A 22,840-nucleotide genomic window follows, 5' to 3' on the forward strand; every position below is an offset into this window, starting at 1 on the left:
CCTGAGGCCCGGCCTGTTTTTGCAGGACGGGCTTTGCTTTATGGCTGCTAGAATGTCGCCCAATCCATCCTCCTACCCAACCGGCAATCAATCGCATCGTGCAATCCAATGAACTGGCGGCCCCGCTGGCATGGGCGGCGGCGTATTTCCTGGCAGGCCTGGCCTGCCTGCACCTGCATGGGGCGATCTTCGCCGGCGGTCATGTCTGGCTGCCGGCTGGGATCACCGTGGCGGCACTGTGGTTGACCCCGTTGCCGCGCTGGTTTGCGCTCCTGGTGCTGATCATTGCGGCCCAGGTCGGCCTGGGGGCGCTGGAGCAGCGCGAGCTGTGGCGCGTGCTGCTGCTGGCGTTCAATGAAACGGGTGTCGCCGCCGTGGCGGTCGCGTTGCTGCATCGTCGCCCTCGGCCCCTGTCGGGGCTGGCTTTCGTGCGTGCGCTCGTGCTGGTCGCGGGTGGGGCCAGCGTGGCCAGCGCCTTGCTGGGCGCCGGCTGGCAGCAGGTCACGCAAGGCTTGCCCTTCGCTTCCAGCTTGCGCCTATGGATTTTCTCGGAACTGGTCGGCATCCTGCTGGTGACACCTGCGCTGCTCTTGTGCGTGCCCGGCGCGCGCGCCCATCCGCGCGGCCTCACCCGCGGCGAATTCCTGATCGGCCTGGCTTGCCTGACCGGCATGCTGGCGACGGCCTACCTGACCTTCAACAGCGATCTGGACCGCCGCTTGCTGGACGTTGAATTCGCCACCAGCTATCTCCCGCTGTTGCTGCTGGCCGTGCTCACCCTGGCCTGGGGAGCGCGCAGCGGCGCCTGGGCGGCGCTGCTATTGGCGCTGCTGGCCATGGTCTATGACGCGCGTGGCGGTGGACCTTTCGTCAAGCTGGTGCAGCTGCACGCCAGTAATGCCTTGCTGGAACTGCAGGTCTACCTGGGGGTGGCGGCGCTGCTGGCGCTGTTCGTCGGGGCCTTCAAGACGCGACGCGGACAACAGCTGGACGAGGCCGAGCGCAGCCGGCGCGAACTGCATTTGGCGCTGGCGGCCAGCCGCCAGGTCGCCTATGTGTTCGATGTACAGACCCGCTGCTTCACCTGGCAAGGCGATGTGGCCGGCGTGCTGGGCGTACCGGCGGCAGTCGCGCAGACACTGGATCAGGTGCTGGCGCTGGTGTCGCCGCTGGACCAGGCGCGCCTGCGGCAACGTTGGCTGGATGGGGATGATCCGGCGCGGGCGGTGCAGATGCCGGTGCGTCTGCAGGATGGCAGCACCGTGCTGGACCGCAGTCGCCCCTTGCCGCGCAGTCGCGACGCCGGACCCAGGGTGGGCGGCGTCTGGCTCATCGATCCGGCCGACTGAGCGCAACCCTCAGAACACCCGGCCCAGCTGGAGATACAGATTCCAGACCCCTTGCTGGCCCAGCGCCACGCCGAAGTACAGCGGCCCCACCGGGCTGCTGCCTCCCAGGAACAGGCTCAGGCTCTTCTTGTAAGGCCCATCGCCGAAGGCATCGCGGCTCTGCCAGACATTGCCCGCTTCCAGACTCGCGCCCAGCACTGGATTGCGCAGTCCCGGCAGGCTGATGTCGGCCAGGTCGCGCAGCCAGCTCAGGCGGCCATACAGCAAGTAGTTGCCAAAGAACTGGTCGGGCGCATAGGCAGAGAGGTGCTGGAAACCGCCCAGCGTGAAACCGATGCCCGCACTGTTGGCCGACAGGCTGCTGGCCCCCTCGAGCGCCAGGTTCAAGGTATTGCGTTCGTGGCTGACAGCCCACAGGGTGCGCGCCTGGACGTTGGAGAAGCGGCGCTCGTCGCTGCCCAGCCCACGGTTGGCTTCCGCGGAGAGGTAATAGCCCTTGCGCGGGAAGAGCGCGTCATCAAGCTGGTCGATGGTCAGGCGCAGGCGCGCCACGGGCTGGCTGGTCTGGACGCTGTCAAAGAGCATGCTGCCGCCCGCCGGCAGGTTATAGGTGGGAGAGTACTTGACGTGCTGATAGCTCAATCCCAGCCGCAGCTCGCCCAGGCGAGACAAGGGCAGGCCCAGGTCCAGGCCGCCCTGGGCGGAATCGATGCGGTATTCGTTGATCGGCGAGGCCTTCACGTCGCTGCCGTCGGGATACAGGTCGACGTAGCGCCGGCTCACTTCCAGATAGGGCGACAGGTAGGCGCCGGTACTGCCCCAGATCGGCTGGCGCAGCTCGGTCTGCAGGCTGGCGCGCTTGGCGCCGAGCACCAGGTCGTTACGCCACTCCAGGCCGCTCTGGTTCATCCACGGATAGCGGTGGCCCAGCTGCAGGTTGAAGCCGCCTCGTCCATTGAAGCTGTTGGACACGCCCAGCCCGAAGAGCAGGTACTGCGGTCCCCAGGATTTTTCTTCGGCATCGATGAGCAGCACGTGCCGGCCATCCTCGCGGCTTACCAGTTCCTGGGTGACATTGTTGAAGTCGCCGTTGGTCGAGAGTTGCGATAGCTGCTGGTTGATGCGCTGGCCATCGTAGACATCGCCTTCCTTGACCGCCAGCCGGCTGCGCACGTAGCTGGCCGGAATGCGGCTGCCGCTGCGGATCTCGATGGCGTCGATACGGGTGCCCGCGGCCAGCGCCATGCCGTCGTGCGTGCGGCGATCCAGATAGGCTTGCCATTGCGTCGGTGTCAGCGAGAGCTGGAGCAGCCGGGCCTGCTGGCGCTGGGCCGCCTCCCAGCCGGCGTTGACGCCGTCCTTGCCGCGCGCGAAGTCGGTGAAGGACATGCCCTCCATCTGCGGTTCGATCAGGATGTCTTGCGCGCCCAGCAAGGCCTTCTGCGCCTTGACGTTCTGCTGGATCAGGATGCCCACCATCTGTTGCGCCACTGCCGTGGGCGATTGCAGCTGTGCGGCGTCTTGTAGCGGCGTGGCGATGTTGACGGCAATGACGACGTCAGCACCCATGTCACGCGCAGTCTGGACCGGCAGGTTGCTCACCAGTCCGCCATCGACCAGGGTGCGCTGGTCGATGCGAAACGGCGCGAACAGGCCCGGCACCGCCATGCTGGCGCGCATGGCGCGCGGCAGGGAGCCATGGTCCAGCACCACTTCGCTGCCCAGGCTCAGATCCGTGGCGACGGCGCGAAAGGGGATGGGCAGGCGGGCAAAGTCGATGTTGGCAGGCAACTGGGCCGTCCAGTTCTGCAGCAAGGCCAGCAGCTTGTTGCCCTGGACCAGGCCAGAGGCCAGCTTGAGCTTGCTGCCGTCCAGGCCGGCCGAGATCGAGATCGGATACTGGAACTCATCCTCGCGCTGCGCTTGCGGCAGGCGCGAGCGCTCATTGCGGTCGAAGGCGATGTCGGACAGATTGGTGGCCGCCAACCGCCGCTCCAGCTGCTCGGCATCCAGCCCGCTGGCATAGAGCCCGCCGATGAGCGCTCCCATGCTGGTGCCAGCGATGCAATCGATGGGGATATGCAGCTGCTCCAGGTATTGCAGCACGCCCAGGTGGGCGTAGCCGCGTGCGCCGCCGCCGGAGAGCACCAGGCACACGCGCGGACGCGGCTGTGTGGCTGCGGGGGCGGCGGTGCTGCTGGTTTCGGCCACAGCGGGGCCGCCCAGGCTGACGCTGGCCAGCGCCAGGAGGAGGGTGCGCAGCAGCGCCTTGCAAGGTGCGCGCATCGCTTCAGCTGCGGCCCGGCAGGATCGTGGGGGTGGCGCGTGGCAGGGTGCGCGGGTAGTCCTGGCTGAAATGCAGGCCGCGGCTTTCCTTACGCATCAGGGCGCTGGAGACGATCAACTGCGCAACATCGACCAGGTTGCGCAGTTCCAGCAGGTCGCGCGAGATGCGGAAGTTGGCGTAGTACTCGTCGATTTCTTCCTTGAGCAGGCGGATGCGGTGCTGGGCGCGCTCCAGGCGCTTGTCGGTGCGCACGATGCTGACGTAGTTCCACATGAAGCGGCGCAACTCGTCCCAGTTGTGGGCGATCACCACTTCTTCATCGGCATCGGTGACGCGGCTTTCATCCCAGGCCGGCACCTCGTCCACGCGCCAGTTGCCGGCGGCCAGTTCATGCTCGATGTCGGCGGCGGCGGCGCGGCCCAGCACCAGGCATTCCAGCAGGGAATTGCTGGCCAGGCGATTGGCACCGTGCAAGCCGGTATAGGCAGTCTCGCCCACGGCGTACAGGCCCGGCAGGTCAGTGCGGCCGGCCATGTCAGTGACCACGCCGCCACAGGTGTAATGCGCTGCCGGCACCACCGGAATCGGCTGGCGCGTGATATCGATGCCGAACTCCAGGCAGCGTGCCTGGATGGTAGGGAAATGTTCGGCGATGAAGGCTGGACTCTGGTGGCTGATGTCCAGGTCAACATGGTCCAGGCCGCGCTTTTTCATCTCGAAGTCGATGGCGCGGGCTACCACGTCGCGCGGCGCCAGTTCGGCGCGTTCGTCATGTTCCGGCATGAAGCGCTGTCCGGCTGCTGCGCCGGCCGACAGCGGCAGCTTCAGTAGCGCACCTTCGCCGCGCAGCGCCTCACTGATCAGGAAGGACTTGGCGTAAGGGTGGTAGAGGCAGGTCGGATGGAACTGGATGAATTCCATGTTGGCCACCCGGCAGCCAGCGCGCCAGGCCATGGCGATGCCGTCGCCGGTGGCCGAATCGGGATTGGAGGTGTACAGGTAGACCTTGCCGGCGCCGCCGGTGGCCAGCACGGTGCGGGCCGCAGCAATGGCCAGCACCTTGCCGCTGGCGGTGTCCTGCACATGCACGCCCAGGCAGCGCGGCTCGGCTTTTGCGTCGAGCTTGCGGGCGTGGATCAGGTCGATGGCGCAGTGATGTTCCAGCAGGGTGATGTTGGGATGGGCGCGCACGCGCTGCTCCAGCGTCACCTGCACTGCGTGGCCGGTGGCGTCGGCAGCATGGATGATGCGGCGCTGGCTGTGGCCGCCTTCGCGGGTCAGGTGATAGCCCAGTTCGGCGCTGTCGTCGCGGGTGAAGGGCACGCCCTGTTCGATCAGCCATTCGATGGCTTCGCGGCCCTGTTCGACGATGGTGCGGGTGGCGCTCTCATCGCAGAGGCCCGCTCCGGCCACCAGCGTGTCGGCGATGTGCTGGGCGTGGCTGTCGTGGGAATCGAGCACGGCGGCAATGCCGCCTTGCGCCCAGTTGCTGGCTCCGTCCAGCAGTTCTCCCTTGGAGACGACCACCACTTGATACTTCTCGGCCAGATGGAGAGCTACGGAAAGACCGGCCAGACCGCTGCCGAGGATGGCGACATCGCACTTCATGATCGTGAGCAAAGCTGCTGTAGTGGAGGGAGGCGACGATTATAACCAGTCGCGGCCAGGGTATTGTTTATATCGTTTCCCGTCCCGGCGCAGCCGGCCCGGGTAAAAGCAAAACGGGCTCCGATGAAGCATCGGAGCCCGTCAGTACGCCGATGACGTGCAGCCTTATTCCGGGATCACCGGCTTGACCTTGGCAGCGGCCTGCTTGGCGCGGATGCGGGCGGTTTCGATGTTGTCGGCGCTGGCCAGGGCCACGCCCATGCGGCGGCGGGCAAAGGATTCAGGCTTGCCGAAGAGGCGAATCTCGGCACCGGGGATGCGCAGCGCCTCAGCCACGCCATCGAAGGCGATGCCGCGGGCTTCGTGCTGGCCATAGATGACAGCCGAAGCGCCAGGTGCGCGCAGCGCCGTGTTGACGGGCAGGCCCAGGATCGCCTTGGCATGCAGTTCGAATTCGCTCTGCACCTGGCTGACCATGGTGACCATGCCGGTGTCATGCGGACGCGGGCTGACTTCGGAGAACCAGACCATATCGCCCTTGACGAACAATTCCACCCCGAACAGGCCCAGGCCGCCGAGGTTCTCAGTGACCTTGCGGGCGATGTCGCGGGCCTTTTCCAGCGCCGCGCCGGGCATGGGATGCGGTTGCCAGGATTCGACGTAGTCGCCCTTGACCTGTACGTGGCCGATGGGGTCGCAGAAGCTGGTGATGGTGTCGCCGTTCTCGTTGAGCGAGCGCACCGTCAGCAGGGTGATTTCATAATCGAAGTCGATGAAGCCTTCGACGATCACGCGGCCTGCATCGACGCGGCCGCCGGCGGCGGCGTAGTTCCAGGCGGTCTCGATCTCGTCGGGGCCGTCGATCTTGGATTGGCCCTTGCCGGAAGAGGACATGACCGGCTTGATCACGCAGGGATAGCCGATCTGGTCGATGGCGGCCTTGAGTTCTTCCAGGCTGTCGGCGAAGCGGTAGGGCGAGGTGGCCAGGCCCAGGGTTTCGCCGGCCAGGCGGCGGATGCCTTCGCGGTTCATGGTCAGCCAGGCGGCGCGCGCGGTCGGAATGACGCGGGCGCGGCCGGCTTCTTCCAGCTTGACCAGGGTTTCAGTGGCGATGGCCTCGATCTCGGGCACGATCAGGTCCGGCTTTTCCTGTTCAATCAGGGCGGCCAGGGCAGCGCCATCGGTCATGTTGATGACGTGGGCGCGATGCGCGACCTGGTGGCCGGGCGCGTTTTCATAGCGGTCAACAGCAATGACCTCAACGCCCAGGCGTTGCAGGGCAATGATGACTTCCTTGCCCAGCTCACCTGAGCCCAGCAGCATGACCTTGGTAGCGGAGGAGGAAAGCGGGGTGCCGAGTCGAGTTGGTTTTTTCATATCGGAGGAGGGAGAGTCAGCGGGGGGCGCTGATGCAGTGCGAGAAATCAATCACGGGCGGACGATACCAAATCTTGCACTGTTTGGACAGTCGCAATGTAGGTAGTTTCAGTCACAAAAATTGGCGAAAATTTGCCTATTTTTCCATGTGGAAAGTTATTGGGGGTTCAGTGGTGGAAGTTCTCGAATAACGTCGGTCTTCCTCTTCTTTCTAAGGGCAAATCAGCACGAAAATCCCGCGATCCTGTGTATTGAGAACCTTGCCGCCGAGGAAGCACGGACTGGCGACGCACCGCACATAAATTACGCTAGAAAGGAGAGCTTCAAATGTCTAGAATGAATGCATTGCTATCATCTAGGAGTAATGCTGTCATGGCGACCCTAACAGTCCGGAACCTCCCCGACGAGGTCCATCGCGCCCTGCGCGTGCGCGCGGCCCAGCATGGCCGCAGCACCGAGGCGGAAATCCGCGAGATTCTCACTCTGGCAGTCAGGCCTGCCGGACAACTGCGCCTGGGAGACGCGCTGGCGGCAATGAGCCGGGAGCTGGGTCTGAGCAATGAAGATGTCGAAGCCCTGCAGCAGACCCGCGAACGTGCGCCAGCCCAGCCGATGAGTTTCGAATGATCGTCCTGGATACCAATGTGGTGTCCGAGGCCATGAAGCCCGCCCCGGACGCCGCCGTACAGGCCTGGTTCAATGCCCAGGCGCCCGACACGCTCTACCTGACCAGCATTACGGTGGCCGAGATCGGCTTCGGCATTGCTTGCCTGCCTGCCGGCCGTCGCCAGGATCTGCTGGCGCGTCGCTTCGAGGGCTTGCTGCGCATGTTCAAGGACCGCGTCCTGCCCTTCGATATGGACGCCGCACGCTCGCATGCCGAGCTGGCCGCCATGGCCAGGCGTGCAGGTCGGGGATTTCCCACGCCGGATGGCTACATAGCCGCCATTGCCGCTTCTTGCGGATTCCTCGTGGCGTCGCGCGACGTCACCCCTTATCTGGCCGCAGAGCTGACGGTCATCAATCCCTGGCAAGCCTGATCCAGGCTTGCCAGAGGCTCACCTCACGCCAATTCCAGGTCCAGCATCACGCCCGACAAGGACTTGCCATGCGCGTCCAGCGCCAGTGAACGCGTCACGCCGCCACCCAGCGCCCGTTGCATGACGAAGTTGAGCGCGCCCAGATGTGGCAGCGCATGGCGCACTACTTCACCATGCACCACGCCGGCAAAATGCGCGCGCACCCGTTCAGCGGTCAGTTCACGCTCCAGCAGCGGGTAGTCTTCCTGCCGATAGGCGATTACCGAGATGTTGGAAATGTCGCCCTTGTCCCCGGCGCGCGAATGGGCGATTTCTCTGAGCAACATGTCAGGCCTCCTCGATATGAACGGATGGATGGACCAGGCTGCGCGGTAGCAGCAGCGACAGCACGGCAATGACCTCGCGGGCCGACTTGGTCGCGCCGCCACCGCCGGCTGGTCCATTGGTGTAGAGGGTTTCCACTTCATTGCCGATGCGCACGGCTTGCTGCATGCTGGCCGTGCGGCCGGTCACGCGCAGGCGCACCTCGTAGGGTTCCGGCGCGCCAGCCGACATCTGTGGACCCGCGATGGCGTTCATGCCGATCAGGTCCAGGCGCAACTCCTCGGTCTCGACACCGGTCAGCGCCAGCCGTTCGCGCACGATCTCGGCTGCCAGTTGGGCACGCGCCTGTGCGCCAGGGCCGGCATAGGAGATCTGGCCTTCGCCGATGAAGCTGTCACGATAGCCCAGTGTGGTCTTTAGCGTGGCGGGGCGCGCCCGGCCACGTCCGCCGCTAACGGCCACTCGGTCGGGACCGATCTTGGTGATCTGCACTTGTGAGAAATCGGCGACCACATCGGGCGTGTAATAGGCGCTAGGATCGTGGATCTCGTAGAGCAGTTGCTCCTTGCAGGTCTGCGCCGTGACCTGGCCGCCGGAGCCGGCCACCTTGGTGATGACGGCGCTGCCATCGGCGCTGACTTCACCGATGGGAAAGCCCAGCCGCGCCAGGCCGGCCACATCCTTCTTGCCCGGATCGGCAAAGTAGCCGCCGGTGATCTGGCCGGCGCATTCGAGCAGGTGGCCTACCAGGGTGCCCTGGCCGAGCTTGTCCCAGTCATCGGCGGCCCAGCCGAACTCATGCACCAGAGGCGCCAGCACCAGGGCCGGATCGGCCACGCGACCGGTGATGATCACGTCGGCGCCTGCTTGCAAGGCTTCAAGGATAGGAGCCACGCCCAGGTAGGCATTGGCCGAGATGAGGCGCTCACCCAGCGAGCTCACCGGCTGGCCGTTGTCTTCGATGCGGAAGTCCCCTTCCTGCACGGCTTGCAGCACGTCGTCGCCGGTCACGGCGGCCACCTTCAGGTGCGCCAGGCCCAGCGTGCGGGCGATCTCGCGCACGCGCTGTGCTGCCGCCATGGGGTTGGCCGCGCCCATGTTGGTGATGATGCGCACGCCCTTGTCGGCGCAGGTCTTGAGCACTGCGTGCATGCGTTCAGCCAGCAAGGGGTCATAGCCCTTGGCCGGATCGGCCAGGCGCGCCTGCTGCCCGATGGCGATGGTGCGCTCGGCCAGGCATTCGAAGATCAGGTAATCCAGCTCACCCCGTTCGGCCAGTTCGGCGGCCGGTTCGATGCGGTCGCCCGAGTAGCCGGCGCCAGCGCCGATGCGCACCTTGCGTTGCGGATGGTGGGTCATGCGATTCTCCAAAACGTATCTGTGTTCATCTGGCCAGTGCCCTCAGAACAGCGGGAACAGCCCCAGCACCACGCAGGCAATGGTCATCACCAGCGAAGCGCCGAAGAGGAAGGGGATGGTGTATTTCTGGTGATCGGCCAGTTCGATGCCGGCCAGGCCGCAGACCAGGAAGGTGGCGGGTGTCAGCGGGCTGACCGGGAAGCCCGTGGTCATCTGGCCCAAGAGTGCCGCTTGCGCCACCTGGATGGTCGGTACGCCCAGCATGTGGCTCACTTCGGCAATCACCGGCAGCACGCCGAAGTAGAAGGAATCTGGATCGAACAGCAGCGACAGCGGCATCGACAGCACGCCCAGCACCACCGGGATGTGGCTGGCCATCTCCGGCGGCACCAGGCCCACGGCCGTCTTGGCCATGGCCGAGAGCATGCCGGACTTGGTCATGATGCCGGTAAACACACCCGCCGCAAACAGGATGCTGGCCATCAGCAGCGCCGCCTTGGCATGCGCATCGATACGTTCACGCTGCATGGTCACGTCGCGGTAGTTGATCATCAGCGCCAGCACCACGCCGATCATGAACATCACCACCGGATCGACCTTGCCGCTGATCATCACGCCCAGCACGAAGATGGTCAGCACGATGTTGGCCCAGAAGTTCTGCGGACGGCGGATCTTCAACTGCGCTTCGCTCAGTTCATGCTGCTGCACGAAGTCCACCGTGGAGCCCTTGCCCAGGCCCAGGCGGCGTTCTTCTTTCAGACCCAGCAGGTAGGAGGCGATGAAGACGAAGGTCAACCCCACCAGTTGCACCGGGATGAGCGGCGTGAAAATGTCGGAGACCGGAATGTGCAAGGCCGCCGAGGCGCGGATCATCGGCCCGGTCCAGGGCAGGAAGTTCACCCCGGCGGCCATCGAGGCCACGCAGGCCAGGATGCGCTTGTCGATGCCCAGGCGGGTGTACAGCGGCAGCATGGCCGGAATGGTGATCAGGAAGGTCACCGCACCCGAGCCATCCAGGTGGATCAGCAGCGCCAGCAAGGCCGTGCCGGGCACGATGCGGGTGGGGCGGCTGCCAACGGTCTTCAGGATGCGGCTGATGATGGGGTCCAGCATGCCGGCATCCGTCACGATGCCGAAGAACAGGATGGCAAAGACGAACATGCCCGCCACCGGTGCAATGGCAGTGACGCCCTGGACGATGAACTTCGAGGTCTGCAAGCCGAAGCCACCCAGCAGCGCGGCGACGATGGGAATGGCGATCAGCGCCACCAAGGGCGACATCTTCTTGGTGAGGATGGCCGTGAACAAGGATACGATCGTGACAAAGCCGAGCAGGGCTAACATGCGTGTCTCCGTTTTTTTGGTTTGATGTTCTTGTCATCGCATCCATCGCGCCCGCTCATTGTTCTGTAGTGGGGCTGCGGGATGGGATCAGGGGCGAGTGTAGGTGGCGGTCGATTTTGTTGTAAAGTCGATTTTTTCGATTGATTGATCGACTTTTCCGCATAATCCAAGGCCGCTCGCCCTCATGCAAACCAACATCTCCACGCGCCTGCTGCAAGCCTTCCTGGCCCTGGCCGATTGCCGCCATTTCGGCCATGCAGCGCAGCGCTGCCATGTCTCGCAATCGGCCTTCAGCGCCATGATCCAGAAGATCGAAGCAGCCGCCGGTGCGCGCCTGTTCGAGCGCGATACCCGCAATGTCACGCTCACCCCCGAGGGGGAGTTGTTCGTGCAGGTGGCGCGCCAGCTGGTATCGGACATCGAAGCGGCGTTTTCCGACATGAGCGACTACGTGGCGCGCCGCAAGGGCAGGGTGGCCATTGCGGCCTTGCCCTCGCTGGCAGCGGGCTGGCTGCCGCCGGTGCTGGCCGACTACCGGCAGCGCTATCCGGGCGTGACGGTGGAATTGTTCGACGCCATCTCCGACCAGTGCCTGGACCTGCTGCGCCATGGCAAGGTGGATATCGCCCTGACCGCACCGGGGCCGAACCTGCTGGAGTTCGACACCCGGCCCCTGTGCTCGGATCCGTTCTACCTGGTCTGCCGCAAGGACCACAAGCTGGCCAGCAAGCGCCGCATCAAGGTGACCCAGCTGGCGGGATGCGAGATGATCCACCTGGCCCGCTCCACCAGCGTGCGCCAGCATCTGGACGCGGTGCTGCGTCCCGGGGGCGTGATCCATACCGGGCTGGAAGTGGAACACCTGGCCACGGTCGCGGCCTTGATCGAAAGCGGCCTGGGCGTGAGCGTGGTGCCGGAACTGACGCTGTTCCAGTTCCGCCTGCCCAACCTGGTGGCGATCCCGCTGGATGCGCCCGAGTTGAAGCGCCCCCTGTTGATCGTCACACCCAAGGAGCGCAGCCTGTCGCTGGCCGCGCAGGGCTTGCTGGAACTGGTGCAGGAGAAAGCCGAGGCCGAAGCGGCCATGGCAGGAAAGCGGCAGGAGAGAGCCGTCGGCAAGGACCAAAGAAAAAGCCCCGCGACAAGGCGCGGGGCGAGGTAGAACCTGATGCTGATCGGGGATCAGTCGTGGATGTTGTTACGCACGGTTTCCTTGACGAACAGCATACCGATCACGAAGGTGACCAGGGCGATCACGATCGGATACCACAGGCCGTAGTAGATGTCACCCTTGAAGGCCACCAGCGCGAAGGAGGTCGTCGGCAGCAGGCCGCCGAACCAGCCATTGCCGATGTGATAGGGCATGGACATGGAGGTGTAGCGGATGCGGGTCGGGAACATTTCCACCAGGCAGGCAGCGATCGGGCCGTACACCATGGTCACGTAGATCACCAGGATGAACAGCAGCAGCAGGACCATGGGCTTGTTCATCTGGTCCGGATCAGCCTTGCTGGGGTAGCCGGCAGCCTTGATGTCGTCAGCCAGGTCCTTGGACAGTTGCTTGTCCTTGGCCGCAGCATCTTCCTTGGACAGGCCAGCAGCGTCGTAGGAAGTGATGATGCGGTCACCGATCTTCACGGTCGCCACCGAACCCGGGGCGCCCGCCACGTTCTGGTAGTTCACCGAGGCAGCCGACAGCTTGGCCTTGACGATGTCGCAGGACGAGGTGAACTTCTTGGTGCCGGTCGGGTTGAACTGGAACTGGCAGCTGGCCGGGTCAGCGGTGACGATCACCGGCGACTTTTGCAGGGCTGCTTCCAGCGCCGGGTTGGCGAAGTGGGTCAGACCGTTGAAGATGGGGAAGTAGGTCACGGCGGCGATCAGACAGCCACCCAGGATGATGGGCTTGCGGCCGATCTTGTCCGACAGCGAACCGAAGAACAGGAAGAAGGGCGTAGCCAGCAGCAGGGCCAAGGCGATCAGGATGTTGGCGGTGGGGCCATCGACCTTGAGCGTCTGGGTCAGGAAGAACAGCGCGTAGAACTGGCCGGTGTACCACACCACGGCTTGACCTGCGGTCAGGCCGACCAGCGCCAGGATGACCAGCTTCAGGTTCTTCCACTGGCCGAAGGCTTCGGTCAGCGGAGCCTTGGAGGTCTTGCCTTCAGCCTTCATCTTCAGGAAGGCCGGCGACTCGTTCATGGACATCCGGATCCACACCGAGATGGCCAAGAGCAGGATGGAGACCAGGAAGGGAATGCGCCAGCCCCAGTCGGCGAAGGCGGCTTCACCCACGGCGGTACGCACGCCCAGGATCACCAGCAGCGACAGGAACAGGCCCATCGTGGCGGTGGTCTGGATCCAGGCGGTGAAGGAGCCGCGACGGCCTTCCGGTGCGTGTTCGGCCACGTAGGTCGCCGCGCCACCGTATTCGCCGCCCAGCGCCAGGCCCTGCAGGATGCGCAGGATGATCAGGATGATCGGGGCGGTGATGCCGATGGAGTTGTAGTTGGGCAGCACACCGACGATGAAGGTCGAGGCGCCCATGATCAGGATGGTGACCAGGAAGGTGTATTTGCGGCCCACCAGATCGCCCAGGCGGCCAAACACCAGCGCACCGAAGGGACGCACGATGAAACCGGCGGCAAAGGCCAGCAGGGCGAAGATGAATGCGGTGTTGGGATCGGTGCCGGCAAAGAATTGCTTGGCGATGATGGCCGCGAGCGAGCCGTAGAGGTAGAAGTCATACCATTCGAAAACGGTGCCTAGCGACGAGGCGAAGATGACTTTCTTTTCCTCCGGTGTGATGCCGCGCGCAGTCGTGTTGACTGATGCTGTGGTCATGCTGGTCTCCTTGGTTTTAATTGATATTGCTACTGCACTGGGTGCAACAGATGCGACATATGCAACAGATGGTCGAATGGGGCGTTATGCAAGAACGCACCGGAGACAGCATCAAGGATCACACCCCGCGCCTCCCCGTCAGACACAAACCGCGATATTGGCTTCGCATTGCTTGCGTAAGGACCCACTTGTCCATGGCGCGAGTGTGCGACGCCAAGCTTACGCAGGACTTGCTGCAAACTTACACAAGCTTACAGCTGCGGACGTCCAAACCTGGTTGCAGCGCAACAGGAAAAACGCCCGCCCCGCGCGGTGTTGCGGGATGCGGGCGCTATTGCGATGCAATGAGGAGTTGGGCGGTGATGCTGGCGGCCCGAAGGAGCAGCAAAAGTTTTTCTGACCGCTGCCGCCACAGCATCGGCCAGTCACCGGGAGTTGGACTCAGGCCAGTGCGGTCACCGCAACAGGCACGGCGGCCGGGGAGGGTAGTTCAGCACCTTCCAGCAGCGCCTTGACCACCCGTTCCCCCAGTCCCAGCCCCACGCTCATGCCGATGCCGGTATGCATCAGCACCACCGAGGTCTGCGCATCGATGGCCAGGGCCGAGAAGGGGCCGGGACCCTTGCTGCCATAGACGCCTTGCCAGCGTTCGATCACTTTCACCCGGGTCGCCAGTGTATGTTCCACCAGGCCCAGCAGCAGTTCGTCGATTTCTTCGCTGTTGAAGGGCGGTGCATCGGTGCCATAGTGGTGCGAATCGCCGACGATCAGTTCCTGGTAAGGCGTAGGGCTGACCAGCAGATGGATGCCATGCTTGTTGAGCAGCGGGGCGTTGGCCTCGATCTCGGCGTGCACCGCCCGCGCCGTCGGCAAGTCCGAAAAAGCGCCATAGTGGGTGCAGGACAGGCCGGTCAGCACCGCATGGGTCAGCGGCAGGGCTTCTTCGCTCTTTAAGCGCAGCATCTGCAGGCGGCATTGCTTCAGGTTCATCGGCTGGAGGCGGTCGGCAAACAGGGTCAGGTAATCGTGGCCCGAGCAGACCACCACGCGCTCGGCGCGGAATTCGCCCGCCGTGGTCGAGAGGCGGCCATCGCCCGTGCCATGCACCAGCGTATTGAAGCGGAAATGCACGCCCTGCGAATGCAGGTAGGCCACCAGCGCCGGCATGGCTTCGCGCGAATACAGTTGCAGGTCTTCGGTACCATGCAGGACCGAACGGTGGTGACGGAAGCGGCCATTGTAGAGGGCGTTGAGCTTGTCGCCTTCCAGCAGCGAGGCGCGGTAATCGTACTGGCGTGCACGCACCATCATGAATTCCTGCAGCACATCGTGTTCGGCCTCGCTGCGGGCGAACAGCAAGGTGCCGGCTTCACGGGCACTGAAGTGGGCGCGTGCGGCCAGGTGCAGCCAGATGGCGCGGCTTTCGCGGGCCAGGTCCAGCATGATCCCGGGCGGCTGGCCGGTCACCAGGCCCATGCCGAAGTTGCGCACGGATGCGCCCAGCGGCGTGCCGGTGCGTTCGAAGACGGCGACCTTGAGGCCGCGCTTGACGCCAGCGTAGGCGTGGGCCAGACCAAGGATGCCTGAGCCGACCACGGCCAGGTCGAAGTGCTGCGGATCGTGTTCTGAGGGGGACAGCGTCATGGGGGATGCTCCAGCGGATAGGGTTGCGAGATGAGGCGTTGCCTGTTGTGCGGGGGCGCTCTGGCGGCGTCCTGTGGTCCTCTCTGCACGCTGTCGCAGGCTGGCTGCGGCAGCGTGTTGGGTCTGTCAGGCTGTCGCGCCCCGACTACCGTTCGTCCTGAGTAGCGGCAAAGCCGCGTATCGAAGGATCAGCGTCGGTGAACGCCTTCGACAAGCTCGCGGCAGCCTTCGATACGGCCCGGATCGGGCCTACTCAGGTCGAACGGTAACAGGGTATTTCCCGACGGCCTTACTACGTCTTACTGCTTCTTCTCCGACTTGCTTTCGTAACGCTTGCTCCACTCGGTCAGGATGCGGTCACGGTTGGTGCTGGCCCAGGTGAAGTCATTCTTGATCAGGCGCTTCTCGTAGTCGGCCGGCAGCAGTTCATCCGGCTTGGCCACGCCAGGAATGGCGACCACGGCGAAGTTCTTTTCATACAAGGCCATGGCTTCCTTGCTGGCGGAGAAATCGGCCAGCTTCTTGGCTGCTTCCAGATGCTTGCTGCCCTTGACGATGGCAGTGGCTTCGATGTCCCAGCCCAGACCTTCGGACGGCAGGATCACGTCGATGGGCGCACCTTCCTTCTTGGTCTTGACGGCGCGGTATTCAAAGGCGATGCCGATCGGGAATTCGCCGGTCGCAGCCTGCTTGCAGGGCTTGGAGCCGGAATGGGTGTACTGGCCGATGTTCTTGTGCAGGGCGTCCATGTAGGCCCAGCCCTTGTCCTCGCCCATCATCTGCAGCCAGGCCGACACGTCCAGGTAGCCGGTGCCGGAAGAGGCCGGGTTGGGCATGACGATCTTGCCGGCATAGACTGGCTTGGTCAGGTCGGCCCAGGAGGTCGGCTTGGGCAGGCCCTGCTTTTGCGCTTCCACGGTGTTGAAGCAAATGGCCGAGGCCCACACATCCATGCCCACCCAGGCCGGCGGATTGGCGGCGCTGCGGTACTTGGCGTCGATGGCCGAGAGGCCCTGCGGGGCGTAGGGCATGAGCATGCCTTCCTTGTCCAGCAGGGCCAGGCTGGTGGCGGCCAGGCCCCAGATCACGTCAGCTTGCGGGTTGGCTTTTTCGGCCAGCAGCTTGGCGGTGACGATGCCGGTGGAGTCGCGCACCCACTTGATTTCGATGTCCGGATTGGCCTTCTGGAACGCGGCCTGGTAGGCCTTGATCTGGTCGGCTTCCAGGGCGGTGTAGACGGTCAGCGTAGTGGCCGCATGGGCCTGGGCCGAGAACAGCATGCCGGCGCCGATCACCGATGCGAACAGGGAAAACAGCTTGGTTTTTTTCATGATGGCCTTCGTCTGTGAATGGCTGGGTTGAAAACGCGTCGAGGACGCAAGGTGGAGAAATCGTTGGCCTGACCGGCCCGCTCAGTGCGCCCGTCCCCGGCGCCAGGCCTGGGCGCGCGCCAGCCAGCGGCTGCCGGCGAGGTGCATGAGCAGCGATGCCGCTGCCGAGGTCAGCAGGATCAGCGTGGACATGGCGGCAGCCGGGCCGACATCGCCGGCGTCATCCATGTTCAGCACCGCGACCGAGGCCAGCACTGTGTCGGGCCGGTACAGGAAGATCACCGCCGAGACCGTCGTCATCGAGGACACGAACAGGTAGCGGAAGATCTCCAGCAACTGCGGCAGGCACAGCGGTACGGTGACCCGGATGAAGGTCTTCAGCAGCGGCACCTTCAGCGACAGCGAGGCGGCCTCGAATTCGGGATCGAGCTGTTTCAGGGCCGTCACTGCGGTGAGGTGCGCGGTGGTGTAGAAGTGCACGACAGAGCAGAGCACCAGGAGCGTCATCGTCCCGTAGAGGAAGTTGAAGGGATTGGCCGGATGGTTGAAGAACAGCAGGCTGCCCAGCCCCAGCACCAGTCCCGGCACTGCCATCGGGAGGAAGCACAGCATGCGCAGCAGGGTGGACAGCCAAGCCTGGCCACGGGTCTTTTCCATCAGCCAGGCGCCACAGAAGATGAAGAGGGTGCCGGCCACGCTAGTGCCACAGGCCAGCCTGAGGCTGTTCCAGTAGGCCAGCCAGCCGCCACCATCCATGTTGTCGAAATCGTAGTGCTGCAGCGTCAGTTGCAGGTTGTAGGGCCACAGCTTGACCACCGAAGCCCCCATGGCCACCACGATCATCATCAGGATGGCGCTGGCGATGAGCATCACGGCCAGCAGGTTGGCGCCATCGCGCCGCCAGTCGGCGCGTGGCACATAGTTTTCGGAGCGGCTGCTCATGCTGGCGCGCTGGCGGCGCTGCAGCCAGGCGTCCAGGGTGAAGGTCAGCAGCGCCGGCACCAGCAGCAACAGGCCAATGAGCGCGCCGCGTCCGAACTGCTGCTGTCCGACCACGGCCTTGTAGGCTTCCACCGCCAGCACGCTGTAGGCCCCGCCGGTGATCTTGGGCACGCCGAAGTCGGTGATGGTGAGCGTGAAGACCAGGCACAGCGCGCCAAAGATGCCATAGCGCGTGGCCGGCAGCGTCACCGTGGTGAAGATGCGCCAGCGCGATGCGCCCATGGCCTGGGCGGCGTCATAGAGACGGCCATCGGCCTGCGATAGCGCCGACAGCAGGATCATCAGCGCATGCGGGAAGGTGTAGAACACCTCACCCAGCAAGATGCCCCAGAAGCCATAGATGCTGCCCTCCATCCATTCCTTGAACAGTCCCTGGTTGCCGAACAGGTAGATCAGCGCAATGCCCGGCAACAGCGAGGGCGCCAGCAGCGGCAGCAGGCCGATGCCGCGCCACAAACCCTTGCCGGGGATGCAGGTCCGTTGCAGCGCATAGGCGAAGACGTAGGCCAGCGGCACCGTGACCACTGCCGTCACGGCTGATACCCAAAGGCTGCGCGCCAGCATCGGCAGGAAGTTGATGTTGGCAAATAACTGCACAAAGGGTTGCGTCCCCGCCCACTGGCCAGCGGGCGTGAGCACCGCCTGCGCCAGGATGAATAGCAGGGGACCGACCAGCCCCAGCGCCAGCAGCATCAGCAGCATCCATTTGAGCAGGCCCGGCAGCCATTGGCTGCGATCCGGCACGGGCGCGGGCCGGGCGGAGGTGCTGGTTTCAGCACTGAGGGTGGGCAGGGGCGCAGACACGGTAGCAGGCATGGTCATCTCGGTGCGCATCAGGCAAACACTTGCAGGCTCTGGCGCGGCAGCGTCACCCACAGCCCATCCTGGGCGTCCAGGCTGGCCACACGTTCGTGCGCCTGGCTGCTGACATCGGCCAGCAAGGTCTGCCCCGGCAGGGCCTCGGCGGCCAGCGCCAGGCGGTAGCGGTCGCCCAGGTAGATGCGGTCCACCACCCGCGCCAGGAAGCGGTTCGCGCAGCCCTCGTCGGAGAACAGTTGCACTGCCTCGGGCCGGCAGAACAAGCGACCGCTGGCGCGGTCGCTCTCGTCGGGCTGGATTTCCAGATGCAGGCCGCCCACTGCCACCTGCGAGCCGGACAGCCGGGTGAAGGGCAGCCAGTTGGCCTGGCCGATGAAGTCGGCCACGAAGGGCGTGGCCGGGCGGCGATAGATCTGCTCGGGCGTGCCGAACTGTTCGATGCGACCATGCTGCATGACGGCGATGCGATCGGCCATCACCATGGCTTCTTCCTGGTCGTGGGTGACCATGAGGGTGGTGATACGGAATTGCTTCTGCAGCCGGCGGATTTCCAGTTGCAGGTGCTCGCGTACCTGCGCATCCAGCGCCGAGAGCGGTTCGTCCAGCAGCAACAAGGAAGGCGAGGGCGCCAGCGCCCGGGCCAGCGCCACGCGCTGTTGCTGGCCGCCGGACAACTGGCCGGGGTATTTGTCCTGGCTGCCGTCCAGGCCCACCATCGAGAGCATCTCGGTGACCCGCTCGCGCTTTTGCTGGCGGCTCATGCGGCCCAGGCCATAGGCCACATTGTCCGCCACGCTCAGGTTGGGAAACAGCGCATAGGACTGGAACAGGATGCCGTAGTCCCGCGCCTGCGGCGGCAGTTGTGAAATGTCGCGGCCATCGGCATGCAGGCGGCCGCTGTCCTGGCGTTCCAGCCCGGCAATGGTACGCAGCAGGGTGGTCTTGCCGCAGCCGGAAGGGCCTAGCAGGCAGACCATCTCGCCACGGCGCACTTCCAGCGACACGCGGTCCAGCGCCGTGAAGCTCCCGAAGCGCTTTTCCACCTCGCGTACCGACAGGAACACGGCGGCATCCTCCTCCGTGGCGGCAGTCATGAACGGAGCGGCGGTGGGAGTATGCATCATCGTGGCGTGTGTCCGGCTAGGTCGCGTATTGCCCGAAGGCAGCGCCCATGCGTGTTTGCGGGGCGTGCCTGGGTTCGGAAAGCAAGCGGATGGTACGGGCCTAATATGACTGCTGGATGACACCCCCTGCTGTGATAGCGGCCCGGTATTCGTGCTATAGCTTGAAGTTATGGATGAGCCGGAATGCTCCCGCGCCAGGGGAATCATGGCCCTCTGATATGGTCATAAAAGGACATTGACGAGGCCTTCCTGGTGAAGGAATATCATTCACCTATTGAGGAGTTCATATGACCAGATTTAGTGGATTGGGCAGATCCAAAGGGGTCAGGCGGCTGCTGGCCTCCGGGATTGGCGTGGCGGCGCTGCTGGCAGCCTGTTCTTCACCGGAAAGCAGCAAGGAGGACCGCGACGCCCTGGCGCGGCAGCTGATCGACCAGAAAAAGACCACCTCCGACGGCACCTCCACCGCCACCACCGTGGATGGCTACAAGGTCGACCTGGCCAAGCGCATCTCCCAGGTCAATTTCACCAGCGTCTATGTGGAGCGGCCTCAGGCCTTGCTGCGCTCGGTCATCGTCATCAAGTATGTGGTCGATGCCGACGGCAACCTGGTCACCAGCGAGATCCTGCGCAGCAACCGCGACAGGCACGCCGAAGCCAGCGCCATGGGCAGCCTGAAATCGGCGGCGCCTTTCCCCAAGCCGCCGGCGGCGCTGCTCAAGCATAACCGCATCGAATTGTCGGAAAGTTGGCTTTTCAATAACGATGGGCGCTTCCAGCTACGCAGCGTGGCCCTGGCGCAGATGGGCGAGTAAGCTCTTATCAAGGTGTCCTGCGGCATTGGCATGTGTATAATGTCGCGCGTGCACGACGGTATGCGTTGTGCGTCCCAGGTCCAAGGGACCTGCGCCGGAACCAGGCGAACGCGAGTTCGCCTTTTTTATTATCCGCGGACGCCGCCATGGCAGCCCTTGTCCATCTTCATTGACCAGATCGTTTATTGATTGGCTATACATGTTTGATTTCATTCGTACCCACCAGCGCCTGATGCAGTTCCTGCTGCTGCTGTTCATCTTCCCGTCGTTCGCCTTTTTCGGCCTGGAAGGCTACAGCCGACTGACCGACGACAACGGCGTGGCCAAGGTGGCCGGTCAGACCATCACCAAGGAAGAATGGGACGCAGCCCACCGTCAGCAGCTCGAACGCATGCGCCAGGTGTACGGCAACCAGTTCGACAGCAAGATCTTCGACAGTCCCCAGGCGCGCCGCGCCATCCTGGACAACCTGATCGCCCAGCGCGCCCTGGGGGCGGAAGTGGTGGCCAGCAAGCTGGTGGTGCCGGACCAGGTGCTGCAACAGAGCATCCTGCAGATTCCCGGCCTGACCAAGGCCGACGGCAAGTTCGACAACGAGCAGTACCGCGTGCTGCTGGCGGCGCAGGGCATGACGCCCAAGTCCTATGAAGCCGGCCTGCGCCGCGAGATGGCCGTGCAGCAGTTGAACGCCGCCATCCAGACCACCGCCTTTGCGCCCAAGACCGTGGCCGAGAACCTGTCGGCCCTGAACGACCAGGAACGCACGGTGCAGATGCTCAACTTCAAGCCCGACAGCTACGCTGCCCAGGTCAAGGTGAGCGATGAGATGCTCAAGGACTACTACGACAAGAACACCGCCCGCTTCGAGATCCCGGAACAGGCCGACATCGAGTATGTGGTGCTGGACGCGGCGGCCGTGGCCGCCCAGTCGGCGGTGACCGATGACGACATCAAGGCCTATTACGAGCAGAACAAGAAGCTCTACGCCACCGAAGAGCAGCGTCGCGCCAGCCACATCCTGATCGCCGTGAAGAAGGATGCGTCTGCCGCCGACCAGGCTGCCGCCAAGAGCAAGGCTGAAGGCCTGGTGGCGCAGCTGCGCAAGAATCCTGGCGAATTCGCCAAGCTGGCCAAGGCCAATTCGCAAGACCCCGGTTCGGCCGAGAACGGCGGCGACCTGGGCTATTTCGGCAAGGGCGCCATGGTCAAGCCCTTCGAAGACGCTGCCTTCAGCCTGAAGCAGGGCGAGATCAGCGATCCGGTGCAGTCCGACTTCGGCTACCACATCATCGAAGTGACCGGCATCAAGCCGGCGGCAGTCAAGCCGCTGGAGTCGGTCAAGGCCGAGATCGGCAGCGAGATCAAGAAGCAGATCGCCGCCAAGAAGTATTCCGAGATGGCAGACCAGTTCAACAACCTGGTCTATGAAAACGGCGACAGCCTCAAGGCCGTCTCCGACAAGCTCAAGCTGAAGATCCAGACCGCCACCGGCGTTACCCGTACGCCCAACCCGGCTGCCGGCCCGCTGCCTTACAACAACGCCAAGTTCCTGACCGCGCTCTTCACCGACGACGTGATCAAGGCCAAGCACAACACCGAAGCCGTGCAGACCGCGCCCAACACCCTGGTGGCAGGCCGCGTCACCAGCTACAAGCCGGTGAGCAAGCGTCCCTTCGACGAGGTCAAGGCCGATGTGCAAAAGGCCGTGCTGGCGCAGCAAGAGCAACTGCTGGCCGTCAAGGCTGGCCAGGAACGCCTGGCGCAGTTGCAGGCCAAGGATGACGCCGCCGGCTTCAGCGATGCCAAGGTAGTCTCCCGCGTGAAGGCCGACGGCTGGACCCAGGAAGCCTTCAATGCCGTCATGAAGGCCGATACCGCCAAGCTGCCCGCCTATGTGGGCGCCGAGACCCCGGGCATGGGCTACCAGATCTACCGCATCAGCAAGGTGGAACAGCCCAAGACCGTCGATGCCGCCCGCCGCCAGGCCGAACGCGAGCAGATCACCAGCGCCCTGTCGCAGCAGGAAGCCCTGTCCTATCTGGACTACCTGCGCGAGAAGGCCAAGACCAAGCTGCTCAAGGGTGCGGCAGCGGTCAGCGCCGACGATGCCGCCAAGTGAGCGGCGATGCGTGCGGCAGGATGGCGCAATCGCGGACCGCAATCGCGCACCGCAATCGTGAATCGGTGCGCGACTGCGCCCCATGCCGGCGCATCGTCGGCATGAGCGCCACAAATTGCTAAAAAATTTCCTCAGGCCGCTTTTCCAGCGGCCTTTTTTGTTTCATCATGGAACCCGGCGCTGCATTCAGGCGGGATGCACAAGGGGCCGGCAGTGGGGAATCCGCTTCACTTCTTCCAGTTGTTCATTGATGCCGGGCCGTTGTTGCAGGCGGTGAGAACATTCACTGTTTCATTGATCGAGATGAAATTCCCTGTCATCCGCATGAAGGTGTGCGCCGTTCCGGAAAGGGAGGGCTGCACCAGCGTTGTCGTCGACAGCACAGAGCAGTCCGATCCGGAAGGCGTGGCCTGGCCAGGTGGTCTGCCGACGCTGCGTGCCGTGTTGCCCTGAC

At 64.2% G+C, this 22,840-nt stretch carries 18 protein-coding genes; 7 read left to right on the top strand and 11 right to left on the bottom strand.

Going from position 1 to position 22,840, the window contains the following annotated elements:
- Positions 1-98: 98 nt before the first annotated feature.
- Positions 99-1,349 (top strand): MASE1 domain-containing protein, encoded by a 1,251-nt coding sequence (locus BGK68_RS18640; protein WP_143433107.1) that lies wholly within the window; start codon positions 99-101, stop codon positions 1,347-1,349.
- A gap of 9 nt (positions 1,350-1,358) precedes the next feature.
- Here BGK68_RS18640 and BGK68_RS18645 read toward each other — a convergent pair whose 3' ends face one another.
- The 3 genes from BGK68_RS18645 to purT all read right to left on the bottom strand — a co-directional run bounded on the left by BGK68_RS18645 (position 1,359) and on the right by purT (position 6,621).
- Positions 1,359-3,635, bottom strand: a complete 2,277-nt coding sequence (locus BGK68_RS18645; protein WP_075258307.1) for a patatin-like phospholipase family protein — start codon at positions 3,633-3,635, stop codon at positions 1,359-1,361.
- 4 nt (positions 3,636-3,639) lie between these two features.
- The gene (gene nadB, locus BGK68_RS18650; protein ID WP_075258308.1) at positions 3,640-5,244 is read right to left on the bottom strand and encodes an L-aspartate oxidase; all 1,605 of its coding nucleotides are present in this window, start codon (positions 5,242-5,244) and stop codon (positions 3,640-3,642) included.
- A gap of 165 nt (positions 5,245-5,409) precedes the next feature.
- Positions 5,410-6,621 carry a formate-dependent phosphoribosylglycinamide formyltransferase gene (gene purT, locus BGK68_RS18655; RefSeq protein WP_075258309.1) on the bottom strand — a complete coding sequence of 404 codons (1,212 nt, stop codon included), beginning with the start codon at positions 6,619-6,621 and terminating at the stop codon, positions 5,410-5,412.
- A 372-nt stretch (positions 6,622-6,993) separates the two neighbouring features.
- Here purT and BGK68_RS18660 point away from each other — a divergent pair, with 372 nt between their 5' ends.
- Positions 6,994-7,248: a FitA-like ribbon-helix-helix domain-containing protein gene (locus BGK68_RS18660; RefSeq protein WP_013234200.1), complete on the top strand. Its 255-nt coding sequence runs from the start codon at positions 6,994-6,996 to the stop codon at positions 7,246-7,248.
- Positions 7,245-7,661 (top strand): type II toxin-antitoxin system VapC family toxin, encoded by a 417-nt coding sequence (locus BGK68_RS18665; protein WP_075258310.1) that lies wholly within the window; start codon positions 7,245-7,247, stop codon positions 7,659-7,661. The genes BGK68_RS18660 and BGK68_RS18665 overlap by 4 nt, the downstream gene beginning before the upstream one ends.
- 23 nt (positions 7,662-7,684) lie before the next feature.
- Here BGK68_RS18665 and BGK68_RS18670 read toward each other — a convergent pair whose 3' ends face one another.
- From BGK68_RS18670 to BGK68_RS18680, 3 genes are read right to left on the bottom strand one after another with little or no spacing between them, the layout of a single operon-like run.
- Entirely contained in the window at positions 7,685-7,987 is a 303-nt protein-coding gene (locus BGK68_RS18670; protein WP_013234202.1) for an AtuA-related protein, read from the bottom strand.
- Between the two features lies 1 nt (position 7,988).
- Positions 7,989-9,344, bottom strand: a complete 1,356-nt coding sequence (locus BGK68_RS18675; RefSeq protein WP_075258311.1) for an acyclic terpene utilization AtuA family protein — start codon at positions 9,342-9,344, stop codon at positions 7,989-7,991.
- Between the two features lie 42 nt (positions 9,345-9,386).
- Positions 9,387-10,688, bottom strand: a complete 1,302-nt coding sequence (locus BGK68_RS18680; protein WP_075258312.1) for a CitMHS family transporter — start codon at positions 10,686-10,688, stop codon at positions 9,387-9,389.
- A gap of 184 nt (positions 10,689-10,872) precedes the next feature.
- Between BGK68_RS18680 and BGK68_RS18685 the strand changes: the two genes are divergently transcribed.
- The gene (locus BGK68_RS18685) at positions 10,873-11,850 is read left to right on the top strand and encodes a LysR family transcriptional regulator (RefSeq protein WP_075258313.1); all 978 of its coding nucleotides are present in this window, start codon (positions 10,873-10,875) and stop codon (positions 11,848-11,850) included.
- Positions 11,851-11,870: 20 nt separating this feature from the next.
- Here BGK68_RS18685 and BGK68_RS18690 read toward each other — a convergent pair whose 3' ends face one another.
- From BGK68_RS18690 to BGK68_RS18710, 5 genes are all read right to left on the bottom strand, one after another.
- A complete protein-coding gene (locus BGK68_RS18690) occupies positions 11,871-13,532 on the bottom strand; it encodes an MFS transporter (protein ID WP_075258314.1) in 1,662 nt (553 codons plus the stop codon).
- A gap of 441 nt (positions 13,533-13,973) precedes the next feature.
- Positions 13,974-15,176: a TIGR03364 family FAD-dependent oxidoreductase gene (locus tag BGK68_RS18695; protein WP_075258315.1), complete on the bottom strand. Its 1,203-nt coding sequence runs from the start codon at positions 15,174-15,176 to the stop codon at positions 13,974-13,976.
- A gap of 299 nt (positions 15,177-15,475) precedes the next feature.
- Complete coding sequence (locus BGK68_RS18700; protein ID WP_139972754.1) at positions 15,476-16,456, bottom strand: putative 2-aminoethylphosphonate ABC transporter substrate-binding protein; 981 nt, start codon at positions 16,454-16,456, stop codon at positions 15,476-15,478.
- Between the two features lie 132 nt (positions 16,457-16,588).
- Positions 16,589-18,331 (bottom strand): putative 2-aminoethylphosphonate ABC transporter permease subunit, encoded by a 1,743-nt coding sequence (locus BGK68_RS18705; protein WP_075259889.1) that lies wholly within the window; start codon positions 18,329-18,331, stop codon positions 16,589-16,591.
- Positions 18,332-18,342: 11 nt separating this feature from the next.
- A complete protein-coding gene (locus BGK68_RS18710) occupies positions 18,343-19,422 on the bottom strand; it encodes a putative 2-aminoethylphosphonate ABC transporter ATP-binding protein (RefSeq protein WP_075259890.1) in 1,080 nt (359 codons plus the stop codon).
- 317 nt (positions 19,423-19,739) lie between these two features.
- Between BGK68_RS18710 and BGK68_RS18715 the strand changes: the two genes are divergently transcribed.
- From BGK68_RS18715 to BGK68_RS18725, 3 genes are all read left to right on the top strand, one after another.
- Positions 19,740-20,267, top strand: a complete 528-nt coding sequence (locus BGK68_RS18715) for a TonB C-terminal domain-containing protein (RefSeq protein WP_075258316.1) — start codon at positions 19,740-19,742, stop codon at positions 20,265-20,267.
- A gap of 199 nt (positions 20,268-20,466) precedes the next feature.
- On the top strand, positions 20,467-22,386 hold the full coding sequence (locus tag BGK68_RS18720) for a SurA N-terminal domain-containing protein (RefSeq protein ID WP_075258317.1): 1,920 nt from the start codon (positions 20,467-20,469) through the stop codon (positions 22,384-22,386).
- Positions 22,387-22,581: 195 nt separating this feature from the next.
- Positions 22,582-22,839, top strand: coding sequence for a hypothetical protein (locus BGK68_RS18725; protein WP_075258318.1), 258 nt, complete (start codon positions 22,582-22,584; stop codon positions 22,837-22,839).
- Position 22,840: the final 1 nt, after the last annotated feature.

It is taken from the genome of Herbaspirillum camelliae, assembly GCF_001929405.1.
GTDB lineage: Bacteria > Pseudomonadota > Gammaproteobacteria > Burkholderiales > Burkholderiaceae_D > Herbaspirillum > Herbaspirillum seropedicae.